Annotated in this window: 24 protein-coding genes; 9 read left to right on the top strand and 15 right to left on the bottom strand. The window is 56.5% G+C overall.

Annotated features, from left to right (window positions below; translation table 11 throughout):
• Nucleotides 1–187: 187 nt before the first annotated feature.
• From RM533_RS12580 to RM533_RS12565, 4 genes are all read right to left on the bottom strand, one after another.
• Entirely contained in the window at nt 188–679 is a 492-nt protein-coding gene (locus RM533_RS12580; RefSeq protein WP_311341578.1) for a DUF6692 family protein, read from the bottom strand.
• Entirely contained in the window at nt 676–1,203 is a 528-nt protein-coding gene (locus RM533_RS12575; protein WP_311341583.1) for a DUF305 domain-containing protein, read from the bottom strand. The genes RM533_RS12580 and RM533_RS12575 overlap by 4 nt, the downstream gene beginning before the upstream one ends.
• A 67-nt stretch (nt 1,204–1,270) precedes the next feature.
• The gene (locus RM533_RS12570; protein WP_311341577.1) at nt 1,271–2,041 is read right to left on the bottom strand and encodes a glutaredoxin; all 771 of its coding nucleotides are present in this window, start codon (nt 2,039–2,041) and stop codon (nt 1,271–1,273) included.
• A complete protein-coding gene (locus RM533_RS12565) occupies nt 2,038–2,310 on the bottom strand; it encodes a metal-sensitive transcriptional regulator (protein WP_311341576.1) in 273 nt (90 codons plus the stop codon). The genes RM533_RS12570 and RM533_RS12565 overlap by 4 nt, the downstream gene beginning before the upstream one ends.
• A 71-nt stretch (nt 2,311–2,381) precedes the next feature.
• Between RM533_RS12565 and RM533_RS12560 the strand changes: the two genes are divergently transcribed.
• Both RM533_RS12560 and RM533_RS12555 read left to right on the top strand, forming a co-directional pair.
• Nucleotides 2,382–4,265 (top strand): copper resistance system multicopper oxidase, encoded by a 1,884-nt coding sequence (locus RM533_RS12560; RefSeq protein WP_311341575.1) that lies wholly within the window; start codon nt 2,382–2,384, stop codon nt 4,263–4,265.
• Nucleotides 4,262–5,182, top strand: a complete 921-nt coding sequence (locus tag RM533_RS12555; protein ID WP_311341574.1) for a copper resistance protein B — start codon at nt 4,262–4,264, stop codon at nt 5,180–5,182. Before RM533_RS12560 ends, RM533_RS12555 begins: the two co-directional genes overlap by 4 nt.
• A gap of 74 nt (nt 5,183–5,256) precedes the next feature.
• Here RM533_RS12555 and RM533_RS12550 read toward each other — a convergent pair whose 3' ends face one another.
• Both RM533_RS12550 and RM533_RS12545 read right to left on the bottom strand, forming a co-directional pair.
• A complete protein-coding gene (locus RM533_RS12550; RefSeq protein WP_311341573.1) occupies nt 5,257–5,988 on the bottom strand; it encodes a Crp/Fnr family transcriptional regulator in 732 nt (243 codons plus the stop codon).
• A 565-nt stretch (nt 5,989–6,553) separates the two neighbouring features.
• Entirely contained in the window at nt 6,554–7,528 is a 975-nt protein-coding gene (locus RM533_RS12545) for a glycosyltransferase family 2 protein (RefSeq protein ID WP_311341572.1), read from the bottom strand.
• A gap of 401 nt (nt 7,529–7,929) precedes the next feature.
• Between RM533_RS12545 and RM533_RS12540 the strand changes: the two genes are divergently transcribed.
• The 3 genes from RM533_RS12540 to RM533_RS12530 all read left to right on the top strand — a co-directional run bounded on the left by RM533_RS12540 (nt 7,930) and on the right by RM533_RS12530 (nt 11,781).
• Entirely contained in the window at nt 7,930–8,610 is a 681-nt protein-coding gene (locus tag RM533_RS12540) for a hypothetical protein (protein ID WP_311341571.1), read from the top strand.
• 617 nt (nt 8,611–9,227) lie between these two features.
• On the top strand, nt 9,228–10,736 hold the full coding sequence (locus RM533_RS12535; RefSeq protein ID WP_311341570.1) for a lipopolysaccharide biosynthesis protein: 1,509 nt from the start codon (nt 9,228–9,230) through the stop codon (nt 10,734–10,736).
• A 4-nt stretch (nt 10,737–10,740) separates the two neighbouring features.
• Complete coding sequence (locus RM533_RS12530) at nt 10,741–11,781, top strand: polysaccharide pyruvyl transferase family protein (protein ID WP_311341569.1); 1,041 nt, start codon at nt 10,741–10,743, stop codon at nt 11,779–11,781.
• Between the two features lie 6 nt (nt 11,782–11,787).
• Here the strand turns inward: RM533_RS12530 and RM533_RS12525 are convergent, their stop codons facing one another.
• Nucleotides 11,788–11,946, bottom strand: coding sequence for a hypothetical protein (locus tag RM533_RS12525; protein WP_311341568.1), 159 nt, complete (start codon nt 11,944–11,946; stop codon nt 11,788–11,790).
• Nucleotides 11,947–12,228: 282 nt separating this feature from the next.
• Between RM533_RS12525 and RM533_RS12520 the strand changes: the two genes are divergently transcribed.
• Nucleotides 12,229–12,981 (top strand): DUF8692 domain-containing protein, encoded by a 753-nt coding sequence (locus tag RM533_RS12520; protein WP_311341567.1) that lies wholly within the window; start codon nt 12,229–12,231, stop codon nt 12,979–12,981.
• 83 nt (nt 12,982–13,064) lie between these two features.
• On the top strand, nt 13,065–13,961 hold the full coding sequence (locus RM533_RS12515) for an MOSC domain-containing protein (protein WP_311341566.1): 897 nt from the start codon (nt 13,065–13,067) through the stop codon (nt 13,959–13,961).
• A 41-nt stretch (nt 13,962–14,002) separates the two neighbouring features.
• On the opposite strand, the gene RM533_RS12510 is transcribed toward RM533_RS12515, so the two are convergent.
• The 6 genes from RM533_RS12510 to RM533_RS12485 all read right to left on the bottom strand — a co-directional run bounded on the left by RM533_RS12510 (nt 14,003) and on the right by RM533_RS12485 (nt 18,612).
• Nucleotides 14,003–14,284 (bottom strand): WGR domain-containing protein, encoded by a 282-nt coding sequence (locus RM533_RS12510; RefSeq protein WP_311341565.1) that lies wholly within the window; start codon nt 14,282–14,284, stop codon nt 14,003–14,005.
• A 169-nt stretch (nt 14,285–14,453) separates the two neighbouring features.
• Nucleotides 14,454–15,053, bottom strand: coding sequence for an opacity protein (locus RM533_RS12505; protein ID WP_311341564.1), 600 nt, complete (start codon nt 15,051–15,053; stop codon nt 14,454–14,456).
• Nucleotides 15,054–15,336: 283 nt separating this feature from the next.
• On the bottom strand, nt 15,337–16,209 hold the full coding sequence (locus tag RM533_RS12500; protein ID WP_311341563.1) for an OmpA family protein: 873 nt from the start codon (nt 16,207–16,209) through the stop codon (nt 15,337–15,339).
• Between the two features lie 510 nt (nt 16,210–16,719).
• A complete protein-coding gene (locus tag RM533_RS12495) occupies nt 16,720–17,463 on the bottom strand; it encodes an RES family NAD+ phosphorylase (protein ID WP_311341562.1) in 744 nt (247 codons plus the stop codon).
• Nucleotides 17,460–17,873 (bottom strand): MbcA/ParS/Xre antitoxin family protein, encoded by a 414-nt coding sequence (locus RM533_RS12490; protein WP_311341561.1) that lies wholly within the window; start codon nt 17,871–17,873, stop codon nt 17,460–17,462. Before RM533_RS12490 ends, RM533_RS12495 begins: the two co-directional genes overlap by 4 nt.
• 109 nt (nt 17,874–17,982) lie before the next feature.
• A complete protein-coding gene (locus tag RM533_RS12485; protein ID WP_311341560.1) occupies nt 17,983–18,612 on the bottom strand; it encodes a recombinase family protein in 630 nt (209 codons plus the stop codon).
• 609 nt (nt 18,613–19,221) lie between these two features.
• On the opposite strand from RM533_RS12485, the gene RM533_RS12480 reads away from it, so the two are divergent.
• Nucleotides 19,222–20,274: an acyltransferase family protein gene (locus RM533_RS12480; protein ID WP_311341559.1), complete on the top strand. Its 1,053-nt coding sequence runs from the start codon at nt 19,222–19,224 to the stop codon at nt 20,272–20,274.
• Between the two features lie 612 nt (nt 20,275–20,886).
• Here the strand turns inward: RM533_RS12480 and RM533_RS12475 are convergent.
• Entirely contained in the window at nt 20,887–21,426 is a 540-nt protein-coding gene (locus RM533_RS12475) for a hypothetical protein (protein ID WP_311341558.1), read from the bottom strand.
• A gap of 158 nt (nt 21,427–21,584) precedes the next feature.
• On the opposite strand from RM533_RS12475, the gene RM533_RS12470 reads away from it, so the two are divergent.
• Nucleotides 21,585–22,634 carry a M48 family metalloprotease gene (locus RM533_RS12470; RefSeq protein ID WP_311341557.1) on the top strand — a complete coding sequence of 350 codons (1,050 nt, stop codon included), beginning with the start codon at nt 21,585–21,587 and terminating at the stop codon, nt 22,632–22,634.
• A gap of 51 nt (nt 22,635–22,685) precedes the next feature.
• Here the strand turns inward: RM533_RS12470 and RM533_RS12465 are convergent, their stop codons facing one another.
• The gene (locus RM533_RS12465; RefSeq protein ID WP_311341556.1) at nt 22,686–23,462 is read right to left on the bottom strand and encodes a CsgG/HfaB family protein; all 777 of its coding nucleotides are present in this window, start codon (nt 23,460–23,462) and stop codon (nt 22,686–22,688) included.
• Nucleotides 23,463–23,538 lie beyond the last annotated feature (76 nt).

The raw sequence follows: 23,538 nt of genomic DNA, 5'->3' as shown, positions 1-23,538 counted from the left end.
CAAAGGAATAATGTCCGGGCGCACTCCCCCTACAGGGAGCGATCCGACATCACAGGAGCATCACCTAAAGGGACGCTGCCTGCCAGAGGGGCCCGGCTCGCCATGTCACAATAACCGATCCGGCAGCGGTTGCCACCAAAATCATGCGGCCAGAACCATCTCAGGCGTTTGCACATGTCGTGCAGGATCAAAGCTGCTGTGCGCAGACCTCATAACCACGAAAGCCCAGTTCATCCGGGGCATCGGGCAATTGAACGATCATCTCTGCCTTGCGTCTGCCGCCGCTGTCGAAATCTGTCTCGATCGGGCGAACCAGAACCTGCAACCCCGCTTCTGCAAACCTGCCTTCACTTGTCGCAGGCAGCGTGATCAACGTGCCGTTGAGCTTGATGGTGCCGCGTGCCGCATCGTACACAAAAGCGGGAAACGAGACAGCGGTGAAGCGGAACGCGCATTTGCCACCCAACCCGCCCAGCCCGGCAAGATCGGCACTCGTCAGTGGGACAGGCTGGATAGCGGAGGTGGCGATGCCGGCAAGTGCATCCGCCGCGCTGGCGGCAGGGGCGGGGGTAAGAACCGGGTCGAGCTGCGCTTCCCGGTCATTGCCTGGCGCAGTGTTCTGGTTGCAAGCGGACAGCAGCATGGCAGCGCCTGCAACAGCTGCAGAAACGCGCTTCATCGGGCAGACTCCGCCATGTTGCGTTCGGGCCTGACAGGATCAGGCATTGTGGCCAGCGGCGGCATTTCGGAGGCAAGCGGTTCGCGCTCTGTCGTGCGGATGCCGTTGCGCTCGATATCCGCGATCAGATATTGCATCTCCGAAATTTCCCGGCGCTGGGCGATAATGATCCCCTTGGCCAGTTCGCGCACGCGCGGATCGCGCAGATGGGCCCGTTCGCTGGTCATGATGGCGATCGAATGGTGCGGGATCATGGCTTTCATATATTCGGTGTCATCAATGGTGTTCTGACTGCGCACCAGCCACAGGCCGAGAGCGAACACGAGGGCCGCCACTCCCAGGATGATCCAGTTCTTTGCCGTGTTCCTGTACATCGACCACATGAACAGCAGCATGACGACCATCATCGCCGCGCCCATGACAAACGCCATCCAGAAGCGTGTTTCGCTCCAGAATACATGGTCGATGCTGTAGGTGTTGAGATACATCAGCACGAACATGACGACCGTCGACGTGCCGATCATCGCCATGAAGCGGACGTAATTGCCGCCCTTGTTCGTGCTGTCGTGCTGCATGGTTGTTCCGTTCATGTCAGATCACGATCCAGCCCAGCGCCCGTGCGCCCATCCACAGGCCCATCCCGATCATGAAAATGTTTTCAGTCAGGGACACAAAGCCCAGCGGCACATTGCTGTTCCCGCCGACGCAGGCGCATTTCAGTTCGCGCTTGTCGATATAGACGGCCTTAAACACGCTGAAGGCGCCGATCCCGCCGATGAACAGCGATACCGGCACAGAAATGATCGGCAGAACATGGGCCGTCATCAGGATCCCGGCCAGCGCCTCGCCGAACGGATAGACAAAGCCATAGGGAACCCAGCGCCGCGCCAGCAGGTCGTAATTGAGGAACATGGTGGAAAAGCTGCGAATATCCTGCAGCTTCTGGATGGCAAGGACACACATCGACAGGCTGACGAACCATTCGGCCGCGGCCACGGTCAGCAATTCGCCATAGCTGAACCAGCTCAGCCCCAGACCCAGCAAAGCGGTCACGGCAAAGATCGCGATCACCGGCTGATAGCTGGTCGCATCCTCGTCCTTCTCGATCGGTTTCTTGCCGAAATATTCGCGCACATCGTCATAGCCGCCAATGCGCCGACCATTGATAAAGGTTTGCGGCGTGGTCTTCACATCGTGCTTTGCCTTGAAGGCGTCGGTCTGCTCGCGTGTTTCAAGATGGTGATCGTCGATGGCAAAGCCTTCGCGCTTCAAAAGATCCACCGTCTTGAGCCCATAGGGGCAGACATGATCCTTCATCACCATGCGATAGACGCTGGCGGTCTTGTTTGCCGTATCCTTCATCGTTTCACCTTGTCGAACAGGTCGATCAGCTCGGAAAACTTGGCCTGCTGCTCACCGATGTCACCTGAGGCGATGGCTTCCGTGACGCAGCAGGCGGCATGATTTTTCAGGATTTCGCTTTCGGCTTTGACGAGCGCGGCCTTCACCGCCTGCATCTGGTGCAGGATGTCGATGCAATAACGGTCGTCTTCCACCATCTGCGCGACGCCGCGGACCTGTCCCTCGATCCGGCGCAACCGGTTGAGAATTGCGGAACTTTCTTTCGGCATTAATTGCGATCCTGCGGTTGATATACCCTACAGGGGTATATATGTGCCGCATCAAAGGAGATGCAAGTTCGATGAATGATCTGGCCCTGACCCGACGATCGCTGCTGGGCACTGCCGCTGTGGGAGGCGGGCTGTGTGCCTTGCCTGCCTGGGCGCGGGGGCGTGACATGAACGCCGCCCTGCTTCGCCAAGGGTTGGACGAGGTATCGGGCGCGGTCATCGACCTTGCCGTGGGCCGCGGAATGCGCATGGTCGAGGGGCGTCGCGGTCATGGTGTTGCCGTCAACGGCAGCGTGCCGGGGCCGCTCGTCCGGTTGAAGGAAGGGCAGACGGTCCGCATCAATGTGACCAATACGCTGGACGAGGATACCTCGATCCACTGGCACGGTCTGCTGGTGCCGTTTCATATGGATGGCGTGCCGGGCATCAGCTTTCCCGGTATCCTGCCGGGGCAGACCTTCACCTATGAATTCCCGGTCCGTCAGGCCGGCACCTATTGGTGGCACAGCCATTCCGGCCTGCAGGAACAGACAGGGCATTACGGGCCGATCGTGGTCGACCCTGCCGAACCTGATCCGGTGGCGGCGGACAGCGATCATGTCCTGCTATTGAGCGAGTTCACGCCGCTTCACCCCCACACGATCATGGGCAAGCTGAAAAAAGGGGAAGCCTATTTCAATCACCAGCAGCGCAACTGGACCGACGATTACCCGCTGACGGCTCAGGAACGCCGCATGTGGGCCGAAATGCGGATGATGCCGACCGATATTTCCGATGTATCGGGCGCGACCTACAGCTTTCTTGCCAACGGGCATGGTCCGACAGAGGGGCTGGAATATCCGTTCCGCGCCGGTGAACGGTTGCGGCTGCGCGTCATCAACGGCAGCGCCATGACCTTCTTCAACCTGCGCATTCCCGGCCTGCCGATCACGGTCGTTGCTGCCGACGGACAGAATGTGCGGCCGATCAAGGTGGACGAATTGCAGATCGGTGTCGCCGAAACCTATGACATCATTGTCGAGCCCGGCAGCGACGCGGCCTATACAGTGGTGGCAGAGGCAATGGACCGGTCCGGCATGGCGGTCGCGACATTGGCCGCGCGTCCCGGTGCCCGTGCCCCGGTGCCGCCGCTGCGCGATCCGCCGCTGCTGACCATGAAGGATATGGGCATGGGCGGCATGGACGGCCAGATGGATCATGGCGGCATGAACCATGGCCAGATGGGCGGTGGCCAAATGGATCACGGCCAAATGAACCATGGTCAGATGGACCATGCGGCAATGGGCCATGGCACGGCTTCTCATGCTGCAGCATCGGGTGCAGCAAAACAGGGCGCCATGGGAGCATCCGGGGCAGCACACGACATGAAGATGCGCGACACTTCGCTGCTGCCGCCGGACGTAAAGGCAGGTCCGGGCGTCGACATGGTGTCCATGCATCCAGCGGACCGCATGGGCGATCCGGGGATCGGGCTCGACGATGTCGACCACCGGGTGCTGACTTACAAGGATCTGATCGCACTGACGCCGAACAGGGATCTGCGCACGCCATCGCGCCAAATGGAAATCCACCTGACCGGCAACATGGAACGTTACATGTGGTCGTTCGATGGGCAGAAATTCAACGCGGTCAGCGATCAGCCGATCCGCTTTGCCTATGATGAGCGGGTGCGGATAAAGCTGGTCAATGACACCATGATGGCGCACCCGATCCACCTGCACGGGCATTTCTTTGAACTGGTGAACGGTGCCGAGGCGGATCGTCAGCCGCTGAAACACACGGTCATCGTGCAACCGGGCGGCAGCGCGCAATTCGACCTGACCGCCAATGAACCGGGCGACTGGGCCTTTCACTGTCACCTTCTTTATCACATGCATGCCGGCATGTTTCAGATCGTCAGCGTGGCCGCGGCCTCATCCGGCCACATGGCTGTGCCGACGGCGAGCGCGGCATGAAGCGGCTGTTTTGCGTAACGATTCTGGCAGTGGCTGGTGCGGCAACTCCGGCACTGGCGCAACATTCCGCCCATGATCCGCACACCGGCCATGATCCACATGCTGGCCATGTCATGCCACCACCCGATTTGCCGCCCGATCCTCACGCCGGCCATCAGATGCCACATGGCTCTGTGCCGCCGCCGGTCCCTGCCGATGTCGGCACCGGCCCGCCGCGCGCTGCCGATGCGATCTGGGGTGCAGAAGCGATGCGTGCCTCGCGCGAATTGCTGCGCCACGAGCAGGGCGGTCAGACATTTGCAAGCTTGCGCGCCGATCGCCTCGAGTATCGGGCCCGGGACGGCGCCAATGGCTATCTTTGGGATGTTGATGGCTGGTATGGCGGCGATCGCGACAAGGTATGGATCAAGAGCGAGGGCGAAGGCGCGTTCGGTGAAGCAATCGACAGTGCCGAAGTGCAGCTGCTCTACAGCCGCGCCATCGGCCCGTGGTTCGACCTGCAAGCCGGCGTACGCCAGGAATTTGCGCCGCGGGATCGCACCGCGCTTGCAGTCGGCGTTCAGGGGCTGGCACCTTATCTGTTCGAACTGGACGCCAGTGCCTTTCTATCGACCAAAGGCGATCTGACCGCCAGGATCGAAGGGGAGGTCGACCAGCGCATCACGCAACGGCTCGTGCTGCAACCGCGTGCCGAAATTGTGCTGGCTGCACAGAATGTGCCTGAACTGGGCATCGGCGCAGGGCTTGATACTGTCGAATTGGGCGTCCGGCTGCGTTACGAACTCGCCCGTGAATTCGCACCTTATATCGGCGTGGCGCAGGAATGGAAAATCGGACAGGGCGCTGATTACGCGCGCGATGATGGGGAGGATCCATCGGTCACCAGCTTTGTCGCAGGAGTGCGCTTCTGGTTTTGAACCGCTGCCGTCCCATGCAGGTTGGAGCATACTCAGGCCAGATACTGCTCAGGCCTAATTCTGCTCAGGCCGGGTTATTTGCCCTGCATGTGCAGATATCTTGCGTTGAAACCGGCAATGGTGCGCATGTCGCTCCAGTTGGAAAAACTGATCTGGCGCCGGTTGCGGGTCACAAATCCCGATGCATCGAGCTTTTTCAGGATGCGGTTCACGTGAACCGAGGTGATGCCCGTCGCATCGCCCAGCTCTTCCTGCGTGATGGGCAGTTCATAGCCGTATTTTTCCGCCAACCCGAGCACTTCGAAACGGAACCCCAGTTCGCAAAGCAGATGCGCCACCCGTTCAGGGGCCTGCCGCTGGCCAAGGTTCACCAGCCATTCGCGAAAGATGGACGCTTCTGCGAGGATCTTGATGAAGATGGCCTGGCGCACGCCCGGTCGGGTGCGCACGATTTCCTGAATGTCCTCGCGACGCAGCATGGCAAGCTGGCCGCGAGTCATCATCTGGATGCTGTGATCGGAAACATCGAGAAAGAGATTTTGAAGATCGATGGCATCGCCGGGCAGGAGAATGGCCATGATTTGCCGGCCGCCATCGCTGGCAATTTTCTGGCGAAACGCAAATCCCGATACCAGCACACCGCAGTGCGTGGGCATATCTGCCTCGCGCAGAGCATAGGCGGATGTTTCAAGAATGCGCAGGGTATGCGGCAGTTTGTAAATGGCGTCGCGGTCTGCCGGTGACAATGGCGCGCGCAGTGCAAGATCTTTGACGAACAGTGAAAGGGGGTGCGGCAAGGTTTCCAAGATGTGTCTCCCATAAGGGCGGGAGCACTCTATCTCTCAGTCGCCAGAGCCCAGCTTAGTGATCAAGCGATACTGCCACTATAACATATGTGCAGCATAATGGAGAGTACATAAATCAGAATACAGGTGTGATGAGTGCATAAACCATTCCCAAGAAACATGTTGCACCAATCATGCCCTGCTCACTGCAATATTATCATGAAGCGCAGCGTATGGAAGCAAAGATAAAAAACTGTTGATTAATCAGTAATTTGCCAGAACTACAGCAGAAAAGATTAAACCGTTGAACACAGTTTGGTTGCCGCAGTCAACCTGACCTATGTCGCTGATTATCGTGCAACGCGGGAGAGCAATCACAAAGCCTGCGCTGCCCTGCCGAGCGGCAATGTTGCAACCTGTTCACGTGCGCTTTATCGCCAGAAGGCAGATCCGGAAAAAGATTGGCCAGGACAGTCACGACCCCTTGAGCAGTGCGTTTTTTTGGGCAAACAGCAGGGCCATCATACCCAGTTTACCGCGCTACCCAGGTGATGATTTTGCCGGCCGACCGGGATTGGCCGGAAGTTTACCTGTGGTTTCGGCGGGTTCGGATTAGATAATCATTGGCACCGCGATAATAGGCGTATTTCATCATCGCCTTGAGCGCCGACCGTTCGTTACCTGCCAGACGGGCAAGCTGGAAAGCACCGAACGATTGCGCGGTCTTGCGCCATAGCCAGGCTGGCGACCCGCGGATCAGCCGGCCGGTGCGATAGAGTTCCGGACCCATGAAATTGGGAATGCCAAGATCGGTGAGCGCGGCCCAGGTCTCACCCACCGATTTCTGGTAGGTAAGCACGTAGTCCTTGGTCTGGCGCGATTGCGGAATATGATGGCGCACGCTTGCCGCCGGCACCCAACAGCCTTGCCCGCCGGCAGCACGGATCGCGCGAAACACAGCCGTTTCCTCTCCCAACCGGCGAAAGCGCGGCGACACGCCAAGCTCGACATTGTAGGGATGATCCCGCTGCCATTTGCGCACAACCGCGCAATTGGCTCCGAACGGTCCTTCGTTGGTTTCGGCACGCAATGCGCGTCGCGTGCCGCCAAGATCGCGTTCGGCAAACAGGGTGGCCAGCACATCCATGTTCCGCGTGATCCAGCTGGGCCGCTCCCCCTCATAGACCGGAACCACACGCCCGGCAAAGTAGGCGGCATCGGGAAAGGCGGCAAAGGCATCAAGGTAAGCGACCAGCCACTCCTGCCCCACCTCGACGTCGTCATCCGTCCAGCAGATGTAGTGCCCCCTGGCGTTGGCTGCTCCGGTATTGCGCGCAACAGAAAGCCCCGGCTCTGCCTCCATGACGCGGCGGATCGGCAGGCGGTCGGCAAAGCCTTCGATCACGGCAGGCGTGTCGTCGGTGCTGCCGTTGTCAACGATCACCACTTCCCAGGCAAGATCCGCAGGCACGTCCATTGCCGCCAGCGATCGCAGCATCCTTGCCAGCGATTCTGCCCGGTTGCGGGTGCAGACCACTACGGAAACCTCTACCGTGCTCATTGCCTTTTCTTGCCCCGTTTCGCCAATTGTAATGTCGGTGCCTCGATCATGCCAAGGCTTTGACCGGTTTCGGAAGCACGGGAACCACCGCCCTTCCTGTGTATCATTTCAGGGCTGCTCGCGCGTCATTTCATAAGCCGGGCTGATGCAGCATGAGCCGTGTCGCCTGCCTGCCTGCCGCTGCCTTGCCCGCAGCTGTCCGGAGCCGACACGGTCCCCCGCGTGCTAGAACTTGTTCAAGGTGCTCTTTCCATCCACACGCCGAATTTATGGTTCAGAACAGCACATTTGCTTATCAGCCATACAATTCACATCCGAGTGATCCTGCAAATCTGTTAACGCCTTAGTTCAACATCACGTTCTTATTATCGTAGTCATAGCTTTGCGTAGAGGAAAAAATTATGAATCTGCCAGGACCATCAAACGATAGGCTCAGAATATACAGAGACCTTATGGAAGAGTTAAAGCTTCGTGTTAATTTTGTTATATGCTTACCACAGGATATATCGTATCCGGATTTATTCCGATTTGAGCTGTGCCAAGTTCAAGTAAGAAAAGTATGTGAAATTATTGCTATAGGTTGTTTATCGGTTCACGATGAATTTTCTAATATCACAGCAGATGATCTAGCTATTTGGACAGCACCAGATATCTTTAAAAAATTAAAAAAGGTGAATTCTAATTATTTCCCTGAGGCAGTCAATATACAACAAACTAGGCCGTCGCAAACGACCATTTTTGAACTTAAGAACTCCTATTTGAGTAAAGTTGAGCTTGTAAAGGTTCATGGCCGCTCTGGCAATTACTTGCATCGCGGAAGCCTTAAACGCCTGCTGGGAGGCGAAAATTGGCATCCGGAGGTCGATTTCCGGGATGCAGTTGCTTTCTGCCACAAGGTGAAGGAAACCCTCAGTCCCTATCACAGAATTTCAGTAAGAGACGACAAATCTGTCGCGGTTCTTTGCAAAATGCACGATCCAGAATGCGGAAACCAGGTTTCCGTGGACGTCATTAACATGCCACCCGCCAGAGCCACTGCCCCATCAAATCAAGGACCGCCCGAGAACGCGCACGCTAAGTAGGCAACTGATATTCACACCGCCAAAGGGTTGCTGCGAACCTTGCGGCACCTATGTCGCGGGTTTGCCGAATATCACTGGAAAAGGCGCACCGATCGGGCAACCGCGGTGCCCGCATTGATCCGCCTGTCCCGCTCGAAGGCCAGTATCTGGCATTATCTGCGCCTGCCGCAGGGCTGATCACGCCTCAGGCGTGCCGCCCCGTTTCGTGGATGAGGCAGAGTTGACGAGAGATAGCCTGATCGCGTGCCATATGTTCACAGGTGAGGTTGCCGCAGCAGGTGCTGCGACAGCGCAGTTCTTGTCCCACGACTCTTTAAGAACGCCGGCAAAGTCGTGCCCGCCACCGCTGGGCACGGCGAGACCAATACATCATCAATGCCGTCGATAGCGGGCTTTCGGTCAAGAGCGGGATGGGTTGCGTCGGAGCGCTGCACCGGCGCGTGCCTCCGCCCCAGCCATGGCGGCATGGTGCTCGATTGCACCATGCGAGCTTCACGACGGGACAGGCGCAAACTTCGCCTTGTGTCGATTGCGCCAAACAGCGAAAGGCTGGCCACCAGTCCTGCCATCAGCTTTGCCTTGCGCCTGAAACGCATCACCTGCCCGGGAGACCAGCCTTGTCGAGCATATTGGGGCGGATGGTCTCAGGCAGCCTGTGGCTGTCAGGCGCGCGGGCGATCACCAATGCGCTTGGCTTTGTCAGCACCATCGTGCTGGCGCGGCTGCTGCTGCCGGCGGATTTCGGGCTGGTTGCGCTCGGTGCCACCGTGCTTGCCATCATCACGGCAGTTACCGAAATGTCGCTGTCGCAGGCGCTCGTTCATCACCCCGACCCGCGCGAGGATCATTTCCACACCGCCTGGACGTTGAGCGCGGCCCGTGGGCTGCTGCTGGCGTTGCTGATGTGCGTTGCCGCCCGGCCGCTGGTGTGGATTTACGACGAGCCGAGACTGGAGCTGGTCATCTATGCCTTTGCGGCAAGCGTGCTGATCGGCGGATTGGGCAATCCGCGCCAGATCATGCTGACCAAGGAGCTGATCTTCTGGCAGCAGTTCATGCTCAATGTCGTGGGCCGACTGGCAACGGTGTTCACCTCGATCATGGTGGCGATCGTGTGGCAAAGCTACTGGGCGCTGATCGCCGGGGTCATCGCGGGGCAGGTCATCACCACCGTGCTCACCTATTTCGTGCTGCCTTTCCGCCCCCGGCTTGGCCTCAAACATGCAGGCGAACTGTGGTCGTTTTCTGTCTGGCTGACATTGGGTCAGGCAATCAACACCATCAACTGGCGCTTTGACCAGCTCCTCGTCGGCAACATTCTGGGCAAGGCCGCGCTCGGCTTCTATTCGGTTGGCGACAATCTGGCGCAGATGCCGACCAGAGAGGCAACAGCACCCCTGACAGGCACGCTGTTCCCGGCGCTGGCGCGTATCGCGCATGACCCTGACCGATTGCGCCATGCCTATCACCGGGCGCAGGCGCTTATCACCTTTGTCGCGCTGCCGGTCGGCATCGGGTTTGCGCTGGTGGCAAAGCCGCTCGTGCTGGTGGCGATGGGCGAGAAATGGCTGCCGGCGGTGCCTGTCATCCAGGCGCTTTCGGCGGTGTTCGCGCTCATCACACTGGGGTCCATGGTGCAGCCGCTGGCAATGGCGAAGGGGCACACAAAGCAATTGTTTCGCCGCGATTTGCAAATGTTCTGCATCCGCTTGCCGATCATTATTGGCGGCACAGTCCTTTTTGGTCTGCCGGGCCTCATTTACAGCCGGGTCATTACCGGATTGCTGGCTGCCGCTGTCAACATGTGGCTGGTGCGCCAGCTGATCCGGCTTTCCATTACAGACCAGGTGCTGGCCAATGGCCGCAGCCTTATTGCCGGTGCAGCAATGGCAGCAGCGGTGCTGTGGCTGCAACACGCGCTTGACACGCCCGCGGCATCGGTTGGATGGGACCAGATCCTGGCCATTGCCGCCAGTGTCGCGACAGGCGCGGTGGTTTATCCTGGTGTTGCCTTCGGACTGTGGTTCATGCGCGGCCGCCCGGCAGGACCGGAAAGCGAAGCGTTAAAAATCCCGGCCATGATCCGCGGTCGCCGCGGCGATCCCGAAATTGGCCAAAAGGCTTGAGCAGATGACGATGAAGCACCTTTTTCCCGGTCAATCCGCACCGGACATCCGGGCATGCAATGCTCCGGTCATTGCACGGCTGCAGGAAGCCTTGCGCGCAGCAATGAACGATGTCGCTCCCACCGGAGGCGATTACGCGATCCTCGACTTTCCAAATCATGGCAACATCGGCGACAGCGCCATTTATCTGGGTGAGCTGGCGCTTTGCCGGCAGCATTTTGGCAGGTCGCCAGCATTGGTGACAGAAGCCAATGACGATGATCTTGCCCGTATCGCCCGGTTGAACCCTGATGCCACGCTACTGTTGCACGGCGGTGGCAATTTTGGCGATCTTTACCCCCGGCATCAGCAGTTTCGTGACGCCGTTCTGCGCCGTTTTGTTGATCGGCGCATCGTGATGATGCCGCAATCGATCCATTTTGAAAATGTGGCGAATGTCGCGCCCAGTGCAGCGGCAATTGCGGCGCATCCCGATTTCACCATGATGGTGCGCGACCGCTCCAGCCTGCAGTTTGCCGAACAGCATTTTGCCTGTCGCGTGCTGCTGGTGCCTGACATGGCCTTTATGCTGGGGGCAATCGCGCCGCCGATCCGCGCCGATCTGCGCGTGCTTGGTCTGATGCGCAAGGACAAGGAAGCCGCAATCAGCGACAATGGCGATTTGGCGCGGCTGCCGCAGCCAGCCCAGATTGTGGATTGGCCCGATGAGTGGAAATATCCGCGCAAGCCCGATGTGCTGCCGGATTTCCTGCGTCGATGGCTGCCACCGCAGGTTCAGGGCTGGAAGCCGGCAAGCCCCGCCGCTTTTGAATGGTTGGCAAACAAACGGCTTCAAACAGGGCTTACGATCCTTGCCCGGGGGCAGACAGTGCTGACCGACAGGCTGCACGCGCATATCCTGTGCGTGCTGCTGGGCATCGGGCATGTCGTTCTCGACAACAGCTACGGCAAGATCAAAAAGTTCAGCGACGAATGGACGCAAGACAGCGCCTTTATGCGCGCCCGATCACTGGCAGAAGCGGTCGATATGCTGAATGCAGATTAAGCCGTATCAGTCAGTTTGGCGGGAGGCGCAAATAACGGCGATGCTTGGTTTTGAACAGAGGATGCGGATAAGCGACGGCACTGCCGCTGTGCGATCGGTGCGGGCAATTTCGCAGGCGGCGTGAAACCGTTCGTGGCGATGACGGGCGATGATGTTGGTAGCCATGCGCAAAGTAAAATTCGCAGATGTAGGCTTCTATCTGACGCTCTGCTGAAATGATGCGGTAAATGGTTGCATGCCACACCCAAAGACCGCGTCCGCCTTTGTTCAGCACCGCTTCTATCGGCCACTTCCTCGCCGCCAATGTGCAACGCCCAGCGCCGGATCATAAGGATGTCGGCGCTGCTCCTGCGCACGGATTGCTGCGCGCGGCGCAACACCAGTAACATAATAATGTTATTAACAAACATGGCCGTAAATGGCGTTTAAATCGATTTTATGGTGATCATGGTTTCGCGCGAGGTATCGGCAATGAGCTTTCATATAAAGAATTTTTACAAAGGATGTATTGCGCTGCTTTTGCTGCCGATAGTCATTGTTATTGTGTTGGGCGGGGCCATAGCCGATGTGTGGCTGGCAACATTTCCAGGGCCTGTTACCAAACAGGCGGTATCCCGTTTTTCCCTGATGGGAGAGTCCAACCTGCCAACCTGGCTTGCCTCTTCGCTTCTGTTGCTATGCGCAGCGGTTTCAGCCCTTATTACAATAAGCGCCTGGCTCAACAGGTCTGCAGATCGTGTGGGTTGGCTGATGCTGTCTCTGTTCCTGCTTTTGCTATCAGTAGATGAAATAGCAATGTTTCATGAGCTTAGTGGCATTCTGTTGGAAGCGATCATTCCTGAAGTTCGAAATCTTGGAGGGATATTTTTCTACTCATGGGTTTTGGTGGCCATACCTGCCCTGCTCCTTGTCTTTCTTGTTTTTAGAAAATGGGCTTCAGCCCAGACCAAACGGTTTAAATCGCTGTTCATTCTGGGGGTCATCATTTTCTTTTCGGGGGCTGTCGGCATGGAAATGTTCAACGCAGCTTATGAAGCAAGTTCCCCGGATAGCAGGATAAGCTATGCAATTTTCACCGCTTTCGAAGAGCTCCTGGAGTTTATGGGTGTCATTGTCATTCTGCATGCACTTGTTGCCCAACTGATCCGTTCCGGATTTTCAATGGGCTTTGGAAGTAGTAACACTGCTAACCCTAATTAGTATTTATGTATGGATCTTGCCTAGTTGTCATGTATTGTCATGCGTAATTTATATACCCCGCCACCTGCATGAAAGTGTAACAGATGAACACCGAGCTGCCGGAACTCAGCGTTGCGCAAATATGGCGCTATCCGGTCAAATCGATGGGCGGTGAGCGACTGGAGCAGGCCGAGGTCGGCCGCCGCGGGCTTGTGTGGGATCGGGGATGGGCTGTTCGCGACGAAAAGATCGGGGTTACGCGCAGCGCCCGCTACATTCCGCGCCTCTTGCTGTGTTCAGCACGCTATCTGCCGGGAACAAGCGCGGGAACAGTTCCTCACGTCGAGATCACGCTGCCTGATGGCAGCTTGGTTGGTTCGGATGATCCAGGTGTTCACCAACGCTTATCAACAGCGATCGGCCGTGAAGTTACCCTGGTATCGACCGGATCGTTATCCGGTGAGGCTATGTCCCGGCAAGCGCCTTATGAAACAGGCGATTTCGAAACGGAAATGCGGATGATCTTCGGGCTGAAGGATGATGAGCCGCTTCCGGACATGCAGGCGATGATGAAGGACGTGAGCAGGTCGGATGTCTTCATGCAGACCTTTCACGATTCCTTCTCGATCAATGTTTTGACGACATCGTCCATTCGCCATCTGCAAAACCATGTGCCGTCGGCCAACCTTGATGTTCAGCGTTTCCGGTCAAATATCATTGTCGATGACGGGGGCGAATGTGATTTCGAGCGTGAACTTGAATGGATCGGCAAGCGGATCGCGGCAGGCCCCGCTATCTTTGATGTGGTGGCTGGCTGCGCGCGCTGCACGATCATTGCAGCAGCGCAACAAGGCGGGATTGCGCGAGATTTAACCATTACCCGCACTGTGGTTCGGGAAATGAAGCAGGTCATGGGCATCTACTGTAATGTGCATCAAGATGGCATTATTCGAACAGGAGATGCGGTAACGGTCTTAAACGATGATGCGGCCGGTGCGTAAAACCCCCGTGACTGGCAGGTCGGCGCAAATTCGGCCGGCTGCTAACCGCTGTTGTTGATCCTGTATGCTACCCCGATCCGTTTGCATGCAGTGGCGCGGCGGTTGAGGATCTTGGCGACGATCCTGTCTGCCTGATTGCCCGGTGGCGCCGAAACGGTTCTTGATTGGCCACGCGCGCCGATGCGGCCCCAGGCAAGTTCAATGATTTCCTGGCCAAACAGATCGCGGCTGCGGCTGATCCGATAATGGCGGCGGCAATTGCGCGTGTGGTCAATCGCAACAAGTGTGATTTCGCGCAAATGTATCAGATGATGCAGCTCCATACCGTGATTTGAGCAGAGCGGCCGGCAATGGCAAAATGCATAATCTGAATCAGTGGCCGCCAAATTGATTCACAGGATTGATCATTCGCGTGGCTGGGGCTGAACAAGCAAACGGCCTGTCTTTCATTACAAAAGACAGGCCGCCGCCTAGATAATGGTTAAAAGACGATCAGAACTGGAAGACCACCGCTGCGCTCGGACGGAAGGATTCAAAGTTCTTGAAAGTATCGACACCCAACCTGAGGCGCACGCCGCTGTTGCCGGTCAAGCCGCCCAGCCCAATGTCCTTGGTTCCGACTTCGGCACCGATACCGTAAATCACGCCGTCGCGATCGCGGCTGCTCGGACCATCGTCGGTATCGACGAGATCGTCGTCATCAAAATTGTTTTCACCTTCGACCCACATATATCCGACGCGGCCGAAGAACATGCCGCTTTCGCCCACGCGCACGCCGAACCGGCCGGCGGCACCATATTCCCAGTCAATGTCGGAAAAACCATAAGCGCCAAAGCCTTCGGCACCGACAAAAAACGCACCGAGTGGAACGTTCGCGCCAACAGTGCCGATGATCAATGCGCCTTCAGTCGGGTCACTGATGCCGATAGAGTTAATTTCGTCGCGGCGGTCATACACATCATAGCCACCGCCAATGGCAACATAGGGCTCAAAGCCGAATGCATTGGTTCCGTCCGGAGCAGTGACATCCTGAGCAAAAGCCTGTGCAGGCAGCAATGCCACGCTACCGGCCAGGAAAAGAGCAGTCTTCATATGCATATTGAGCAATCCATGTATTGAGTTTGATAAATCATGCGCCTCCCGAACCATGCAAAACCCGTGCAGTTCCGGCAGTTTGAGGCAACGATAATTCAGTGTGACAAATTTGCTACACGCCTGTGGAGCGCAATCGAGCTTGCAGAGCCATAATCAGACACCGACCACTGCCGATATGGCTGCACAGTGCCTCAAAGCTGGCAAAGCACCCGTTTCCGGTTCTTGATGAAGAGCAGTCACGAAGTGGGCATTGCCCACCCCGTGAGTTCTGCAACGCGTTTTACAGGCCGTCGAGACCTTTGCTGACCAGCACATTCACCGTAACACGGCGGTTCTGGGCCTTTCCTTCGTCGGTATCATTGCTTGCTGCCGGGTCGGCTTCGGCCATTCCGGTGGGAGTAAGCATGCGATAAGGCTTCCACCGGCAGGCCTGTTGCAGATAATTGACGACGCGACTGGCGCGCTTTTCGCTAAGGTCCTGGTTGAGTTCCTCGCTGCCTGTCGAATCTGTATAGCCAACCACAAGCAGAAGAGCATTGTTGGTCGCGTCGGCCGTGGCTGCCGTGCCGCAAAGCTCGGCTTTTGCCTGTTCGGACAGAACCGCCTTACCCGTGTCGAAGTTCACCGTGGTCGTACTTTTGATATTGTACTTGTCCAGATCCGCCATGCGGCCGCGCAACGCTTCTGTGGCAGCACTCTGTTCAGCAAAGCGCTGATCAGTGCCGTTGTAGATCATCGTGGCAGTCTTGAGATCCTTGTTCTTCAGATCAATCTGACTGGCCACCAGTTCACCGCCTGTCTGCATCGTCTTGACGCTGACCGGCAGGCCGTTGAGTAATGAAGACGCTGCAAGCCGGGTACGGTTGAGGCTCAGAAAACCACCGCGAACACTGATACGCGTGGCATCATTGATCGTAATGACTGATTTGGTGCCGTCGGCTGCGGTAATCTGCATCCGATCGCCGCTGCGCGCTGAAATGACACCTTCGATTTCGGGGCCTTTTGTCGCAGGTTCAGGTGAGGACGTATCAGTCACCGCCCCGGTCAGCCCGGTCTCAGGCATGACCTGCTGTGCAGACACGCTGCCCCAGGCTGGCGCGGCCAGGATCGACATCAGCAACAGGGCTTTTGAGCCCTTATAAACAACACGCATTGCGCTACTCCTTGAAACTTGCCCGGCCATGTGGCGCGTGACTGCAGTCATGATAGCCCAACAGCCAATCGCTGCTGGTGCATCCGCTGCTTGAACCCGCACCCACTGTGTGTTGAAATGCACGGCATGTAGCTGCATCCGAACATTCAGGATTTCACCCGTGTCATGCAGACATTGCCAGCGCCTGAATAAGCAGAATCCTGCTCTGAAGGGTTCGGCGAGCAGAGCAGAATGTGAGGCAAACCGTTAAGGCGAAACTTCTGCAGGCAAGCATGCGCAAAGTGTGAATACCTGGAATCTGAAAACCTGTGGTGATGCAGGGGCACAAGGTCGCTCGACGCCTGAAGTTTCGGCTCTTGCGCTTGCAGGCAGACATATCGACGCAAGCAGCACGGACAACAGCAATGAGCGCAGGGCTTGCCTGCCACCATCAGCTTGACATGTGGGTTGCGTTGCTCGCCTTGTAGCTTTGCCTTGTGAGAAGAAGCTGCCGACCCGCAACCCTATCCATTACAGCGCCGGCACATCGATTACCCGGAACACATTGCCGGCACCTGCATCGCGCACCAGGTCCACCCGTTTGCCGTTCCAGTGATAATCGAGATGCCTGCCCTGCACCGGTTTTGAAGCACAGTCAGGATAGAACAGGCCGACGCATTCACCTCCGGCATGACGTACGCTGCAATATGCCAGGCCATCTGAAGCTTGTGCTTTCAGCCGGGCGCCAAGCTGCTGGGCCGGCAGGTAAATATCCGGATCCAGGAACGGATCGCTGGCGCTGGCGCCTGCCCTCAGATCGTGCAGATCGGCATCTACGTTAAGGATTATCTCGCGAAATTGCGAGGTCCACCCCGGCTCCTCGGCCGTTTCTGCCATGAAGCGGGCATGGTGATGGATCGTTTCAAACAGGGCAGTCCGGAACGATCCTGCCACGTAAAGCACGCCATAGGAGCCATCGGAAAACCGGCTTGGCCGGTCCATGCTAGCGTGGGTGAACGGCGCCATCAGATAAGAAGCGCCATTGCCGCCGGCGCGGCGGTCAGGCGGTATTGCATCAAGATTGCCGATCATGGACATGATTCTGGGATTGGTCTTCTGCTCAGCCGAAATCAGCAACGGCCAATCAGCAGGATCGGCAATGTCTTCGAAAATATCGATAGGCGGGAAGCTGCTTCTGATGATCCTGACAGCGCCGGTCCAGCGCACGGTGCTGACCGGAATATCACTGGCAGTAACGTCCCTGCCGCTTGTCACCAGCCACCACGCTCTGCATCAAGATAGCGGCGTACGCGCATGAGGTCAGTCAATTCGCCGCCCAGCATGATATCGAGCGCGCTTGCCCCGCCAAAAGCGGCATTTTGCGCCCTGATCCAGGCATAGGCGCGCTGCGGTTCGCTAAAGATGATCCGCAGCGCCTTGTGAATACCCATCAGATTGGACAGCCGGGCACGACCATCGCGCGACAGCCGTCCAACCCCTTCGGCTTTCCAGCGCCTGTAGGACCGCACCGGCACATCCAGCAGCATTGCTGCTTGTTCATCGGTCAGCTTCCATTTGCCGAACAATATCCTCGCCGCCCGGAACATGGCCGCGCCCTCTTCCTGAGAAAGGGGGCGATGGCTTAATGGGCTAGGAGCAGTTTCAACAGCCTGTAGTGACAGCATCCTGATCTCCTTTTGGCATTATTAGCAATTATGATGCCATTTGGCAATGTCATGCATAGGAACTGATACAGGTGATGCTGCGATGCAGATGGTCGTGCGCTGATCTGCCTCAGCTTGTTGCTTCTGATCCCGGGGCGATTGTGGATCGTGGCTTGCCGAGCAGTTCCATTGCCGCTTTGCGTGGCTGCCCCTTGGCATCAACATAGGCATAGAGCGTGGAAACCGACACGCCGAGCTGCTGCGCCACCTCGCGCGCGGCATTGTCCCGGTCCGCCATCAGCGCCATCGCAGCTTTCAGCTTTTGGCGGGTCATGACACGTGGACGCCCGCCGGCCCGCCCCCGGGCACGGGCCGCGGCCAATCCTGCCATGGTGCGTTCGTGAATCAGGTCGCGTTCGAACTCGGCCAATGTGGCAAAGATGCCAAACACCAGACGGCCCGCGGCGGTCGTGGTATCGATATCGCCGGACAGCACTTTCAGCCCGACACCGCGGTTCTGCAGATCACCGACCAGCCCGACGATATGCGGCAGTGAACGGCCGATGCGGTCAAGCTTCCAGACGATCAGCGTGTCACCAGCGCGGATGATGTCGAGCACGCGCTCAAGCCCGGGACGCTCTGACAACCGACCCGAACACACATCTTCGAGAATGCGATCGCACCCCGCCTGCTCCAAAGCATCGCGCTGCAGATTCAGGCTCTGCTCAGCTGTCGATACCCGCATATATCCAATCTGCATCCCTGCGCGCTCCTTTTATGCAGAAACTAGCAAAAGGGAGGTTTACCGGCCATAGGTTCATGAACGGCTTGATGTAGGGATAGAGCAGGTTCTGGCAGTGTTTAGCCACACTACACGACCTTTCCAGCAAACCGGGGTTTGTTGGAAAAATTTGCCTCGAGTGATTTAACATTAATAATGGATATGTTTCAGCTCGTCTGACAATTGGACATGACGTCTGCGCACAAATCAGCCTCACATGTTGTGAAATGAGCAAGGGGATCTCAAGGAGAGTCAGATATGCGCGTAAACGCAGTCAGATGCGCTGTTCGAGACAGTTTGCAATCTGCAAGAAGCTGACATGTTTTTATAATCGAGATCTGATTACCGTCGAACATTTAACAATTTTCAGAAGATTGTTGGCAGCAGAACCAACGAGAGAACCTTATCGCCTGCCGGAGTTCGGGCATCCTCCGCCTGACGCTCATGGCACTGTTCCGCCTCATCGCGGCTCTGCGCCGCGTCAGGAAGGCTGCTTGAACCTTCGATGGATGAAAAGCCTTAAATAAGCAAAATAATATAAATGCAGATTTGTTAATGACAGACACTTTTAATAGCAAGTAGATATCTATGTCCGTAAGTTCGCTTCATAAAATCCCAAGTGATAATTCATCAGCAGGTAAAGAGCGGATTGCGTGGCTTGACATAGCACGTGGTGCTTCAATCCTGCTTGTGGTAGTTTTTCACGCATCTATTTATCTAGATAGTCATGGAGTTATCAACCCCATATATTGGAAGATAAATAATCTATTTGCAGCTATAAGAATGCCACTTTTTTTTGGAATTTCAGGCCTTTTAGGCGTAAGATTATTGCAGTTAGATCTCAAAGCAGTACTCTTGCGTAAGACGGCAATGCTATGGTATCTTTATACATTGTGGACTGCCGTTCACTGGATATTTGGTCTGTCACAAAATAAAGAATTATCTCTTACTGATCTATTATCAAGTTTGTTATTTCCGCATCAGGTACTTTGGTTTATATGGGCGCTGGGAATATATTTTCTCATTGCCAAGCTTGTAAGCGTTCATTTAAGATTTCCTGTTATTATAGCCTCATTAGGAATAGCGACATTAGTTCACGCCGAAATGCTGCTAGTAAATTATCCGCCCTTTTTCAAATCAGTAGTTTATTTACCATATTTTCTCAGTTGCATCTGGTTTTCAGAATTTATCTATAAACTGATGATAGTAGGCTGGAAAAGATTAGTTATATTATTAGCTATGTATTCTACCCTTTTCTATGGAATGTATTCCAATATAATTGGTCCTGTTACTCAACCAATTTTGAATATTCTTGGATTGTTCGTTGGAGCTGCTATCTCACATCAAATAGTTTATATAAAACCTGCTTCTGAATTACTAAAATCCCTAGGAAAGAGAACGCTAGAGATTTACCTTATTCATTCCATCATTATTCTATCTTTGTCTTCAGTTCTTGATTGGGCTGTTATCAGCAACTTGAAAATGGCAGACCTTTGGATACTGCCCCTTGTTTGTATCATCGCGATCATGGGTGCCTTAGCCATAAAAAGGATCTCTGATCATTTGGGTGTTTACTGGCTTTATGCACTACCTCATTGGCTATCCTCACTCGCCAAAGCGGAGAAAATTGCGCCAAACTAGCGTTTGGGCAAGCGGATGAATTTCCGATGATGGTGGTGCCGTGCAGCACGTTAAAGGCAGCAAACCGGGTCTTTTCGCCATGTCGCTTTTAATCCGAAGGCTATCGTGCCGGAGTGGCATTTCTTTATCGGCAGGTTGGTCCAGGCGTGATCGAGCGCTTGGATTGGTAACTTTTCGTCACAAGAAAGCTAACCGGCGTGGGTAAATTTGAGCTGGATATCTGGCGGCGGCAGTATGGGCCGGGTTTAGAAAGCCATCGGACAGGAGCCTTTCAACAAGGCTTCTTTTTCCGCCCGCTGCGGAACGAACGTTGGCGATGCCGAAGTGGCCGCTGTCCGCCGGAAGCCTGGCGGATAGTGTGACCGACACTGCGTCCCAGATTTTTGGCATAGCTCCAGCGCCGGAACCCGCCGATAGCTCATAGTTTAAGCGGCTATGTTGATGACAGGTCGCTTGCTTCAGGCGGGCGGCCAGAATGCCGTTTCATTGTCTCGATCGGAGGCAGTTCTTCAAAGCACACCATTCCGCTGCTGCGCATCCCGAAGAAACATATCTTCTGCCGCCGAAAAACCATGTTTTTGCAGGCTTCCTGCTTCAGAGATATCAAAACGCTCATTTTGCATTGGCCACTGCGCTCATGTGTTGTGCAGGGTAGTGCCCGCGGTTTGCACGAAATGGGCCGACCATGAGTTGCTTGCTCCGTTCCGCGTAGTTCAATTCGGCGGCCGGCCAGATGTCCCTGCTTCTATCCATGCCGATGCCCAACTCCCGGCGGACGGCCCAAGCCGCCCAGCCTATGGCAGCGGACAAATCATGCGATTTGGCTTGTCCCGCCGATCGATCATGCGGGTTCTGCGCATAATGCAGGAGCATCAGCAAAGCTGCTTCATCAGTAGAACATGCCAGGCTACAACAACACTCCGGCGTCAATCTTCTGCCGATATGCGCCTCGACCAGTTCAAACAGGCTGGCACAAGCGACTGCCGCAATATCGGCACACCCGATGCCTGTGCAACCCAGATCCTGGCAAACCGCTCTCATCGCCGTGGTCCGGCACGTTTCCAAGTCGTCTGCGGCCGACCACCGGCGAAACATCTTGATGAAAACTGTTGATGCGGAAATTGCCTGATGCATGTTGATCTCCTCACCCACCGCTAATGATAACCAATCGCAATTGCAAATGATCTGTGTGGCTGGGCATGCATTGTGCGGTAGACGCGGCGCGAGTGGCGGCGAAAAGGAACAGCATCCGGGTGTAGGCAAGCGGTCTGCTGCTGCTATGGTGTTGCGGCAGCAGCAGCAGGCCAAGAATGACACCGGCTCTTCGTCCGAAACAATATCTCTCAAAACAATATCGTCAGCACCATCGTGATTATTGGCGCAAGCTTGGGCTGGCGCTGGCTATTCTGGCACCCATGCTGCTGATGGTGCCACTGCTTGTTGCTCCCGCATCTGCCAGTCCCATCTTGACCACGCCCGATATTGCAACAAATCGCGAGCAGCAGGCGTTGCAGGGGATTGCCATGCTGGACCAGCGGATCGCCACCTTGGCCTACCGTCTGGCAACGGGCAGCTCGGCCTCTTGCAGCACCCGGACTTTTCTGCCCGGCTTTGCCATCCATCATCTTTCGCAATACCGCGGCAAATATCGCGCTGCTGCCCAGCAGTTATTCGGCCTTGCCGCAGATCCCGTCGTGCTCAGCGTGGCAGCGGACAGTTCGGCGCAGCGGGCCGGCTTGCGTTCGGGCGACCGTGTGCTGGCTGTGGACGGACAATCCCTCCTGCCTTTCGCATCCGACAGTCAGTCTGAAGCCATCGGTTCGGCAGAGTTGGTCGAGGAGATGGAAGGCCGCCTCGACACCGCTTTTGCAGATGGCGAGGTCAGCATGACCATTGCACGAGGCGATGCAGTCCTGACCATTCCTGTCATGGCGCAGGCAGGGTGTTCCAGTCGTGTATATCTGAATCCTTCAGCCAAGCTCAACGCCTACGCTGATGGCAGCAACATCATTGTCACTACAGCCATTTCCACAATTGTCAGGGATGACAGTGAACTTGCCGCCGTGCTCGCCCATGAGCTTGCCCATAATATCCTTGGCCACCCTGCCCGCCTTGATGCCATCGGCCGGTCCGGCAAGCAGGTCCGGCAGACTGAAATCGAGGCGGATCGGTTAAGCGTGCATCTGCTTTATCGTGCCGGCTTCGATCCTGCAGCGGCGGTTCGCCTGTGGAGCCATGTCGGCCCCAGAAACCGCAAGCTGTTCCCAAGCCACGACCATCCCGACTGGCGGCGCAGAATTGCCATCATCACTGATGAAATTGCCCGACTTGCCCAGCAACCAGGCGGCGCTGTGCCCTGATTACTGGCAGACCTAACCGGCAGGTGGTCAGGCTATCGGATGGTCAGGCCATCAGGGCGTGGTGGCCTGCAGCGCGGCGGCAGAAGCATTGGTCGGCAAGCCGCCAAGATCATTGACCAGCCTTATGTATGCATCAAGATAGGCCAGCACGATCACCTGTCCAATGTCGGTGTTCTGGTATCCGGACACCTCCGCCCCGCCATAACCGCTGAACAACCCTCCGGCAAAACCGCTGCCGCCGAACGACAGATCCTGTTTGCGGGCATAGCCTTCGGTCAGCGCTTCTTCCACGGTGGTGCGGGCATTCACTGCCGACAGCGTGACGTTGGCTTCCTTCTTCCGGACATTGAGGCCGCTGGCCAGCCTGCCGACCGTACCGCCGACCAGTCCGCCAAGCATTCCGCCAATCCCGCCGCCGCCTGAATTGTTGTTCGACGACACAATATCAGGCTGCAGGAAGTAATCTGCGGTGCGCACCTGGCCGCCGCCCACATTGGACCCGGCCTGCAATTCGCCATTTTCGGCCAGCGCGCGTTCCAGCGCCCGGTTGTCGAGCGAACGGCCACGATTGACCAACGAGAAACAGCCTGATTTCTGCACAAAGATCTTCAGGATCGCTTCGGGACTGCCCAACTGGAACTCGCGCCACCATTTGTTGTCAGGCTCGATGATGGCGACAGTGCCCAGATTGCGCTGGCATCGCGGGATTTCAGCCTGGCCGCGATCCTGCTGCTGTCTTGCCGAAGACCGGCCCTGTGCAGCGGCAAGCTGCGGAAGGCTGACCAGCGCCAGCGTGGAAGCAAGAGCCATGGCGATCGTTCTGCGCATTTCATTACCCCCAAATCGTGCACTGCAATTGGCAGAATTGCTGCACCTTATTGTCAGCATTGTCCAGCATCCGTGA

This window comes from Croceicoccus esteveae (genome assembly GCF_031846435.1).
Lineage (GTDB): Bacteria > Pseudomonadota > Alphaproteobacteria > Sphingomonadales > Sphingomonadaceae > Croceicoccus > Croceicoccus esteveae.
This window is presented reverse-complemented; position numbering and strand designations above follow the sequence as displayed.

Coding starts and splice junctions, on each gene's coding strand:
- RM533_RS12515 (WP_311341566.1), top strand. CDS start 13,065: ATGAACACCGAGCTGCCGGAACTCAGCGTTGCGCAAATATGGCGCTAT.
- RM533_RS12470 (WP_311341557.1), top strand. CDS start 21,585: ATGACACCGGCTCTTCGTCCGAAACAATATCTCTCAAAACAATATCGT.
- RM533_RS12545 (WP_311341572.1), bottom strand. CDS start 7,528: ATGAGCACGGTAGAGGTTTCCGTAGTGGTCTGCACCCGCAACCGGGCA.
- RM533_RS12570 (WP_311341577.1), bottom strand. CDS start 2,041: ATGAAGGATACGGCAAACAAGACCGCCAGCGTCTATCGCATGGTGATG.
- RM533_RS12530 (WP_311341569.1), top strand. CDS start 10,741: ATGACGATGAAGCACCTTTTTCCCGGTCAATCCGCACCGGACATCCGG.
- RM533_RS12555 (WP_311341574.1), top strand. CDS start 4,262: ATGAAGCGGCTGTTTTGCGTAACGATTCTGGCAGTGGCTGGTGCGGCA.
- RM533_RS12490 (WP_311341561.1), bottom strand. CDS start 17,873: ATGCTGTCACTACAGGCTGTTGAAACTGCTCCTAGCCCATTAAGCCAT.
- RM533_RS12485 (WP_311341560.1), bottom strand. CDS start 18,612: ATGCAGATTGGATATATGCGGGTATCGACAGCTGAGCAGAGCCTGAAT.
- RM533_RS12540 (WP_311341571.1), top strand. CDS start 7,930: ATGAATCTGCCAGGACCATCAAACGATAGGCTCAGAATATACAGAGAC.
- RM533_RS12505 (WP_311341564.1), bottom strand. CDS start 15,053: ATGAAGACTGCTCTTTTCCTGGCCGGTAGCGTGGCATTGCTGCCTGCA.
- RM533_RS12520 (WP_311341567.1), top strand. CDS start 12,229: ATGGTTTCGCGCGAGGTATCGGCAATGAGCTTTCATATAAAGAATTTT.
- RM533_RS12580 (WP_311341578.1), bottom strand. CDS start 679: ATGAAGCGCGTTTCTGCAGCTGTTGCAGGCGCTGCCATGCTGCTGTCC.
- RM533_RS12575 (WP_311341583.1), bottom strand. CDS start 1,203: ATGATCGGCACGTCGACGGTCGTCATGTTCGTGCTGATGTATCTCAAC.
- RM533_RS12560 (WP_311341575.1), top strand. CDS start 2,382: ATGAATGATCTGGCCCTGACCCGACGATCGCTGCTGGGCACTGCCGCT.
- RM533_RS12500 (WP_311341563.1), bottom strand. CDS start 16,209: ATGCGTGTTGTTTATAAGGGCTCAAAAGCCCTGTTGCTGATGTCGATC.
- RM533_RS12465 (WP_311341556.1), bottom strand. CDS start 23,462: ATGCGCAGAACGATCGCCATGGCTCTTGCTTCCACGCTGGCGCTGGTC.
- RM533_RS12525 (WP_311341568.1), bottom strand. CDS start 11,946: ATGGCTACCAACATCATCGCCCGTCATCGCCACGAACGGTTTCACGCC.
- RM533_RS12480 (WP_311341559.1), top strand. CDS start 19,222: ATGTCCGTAAGTTCGCTTCATAAAATCCCAAGTGATAATTCATCAGCA.
- RM533_RS12510 (WP_311341565.1), bottom strand. CDS start 14,284: ATGGAGCTGCATCATCTGATACATTTGCGCGAAATCACACTTGTTGCG.
- RM533_RS12565 (WP_311341576.1), bottom strand. CDS start 2,310: ATGCCGAAAGAAAGTTCCGCAATTCTCAACCGGTTGCGCCGGATCGAG.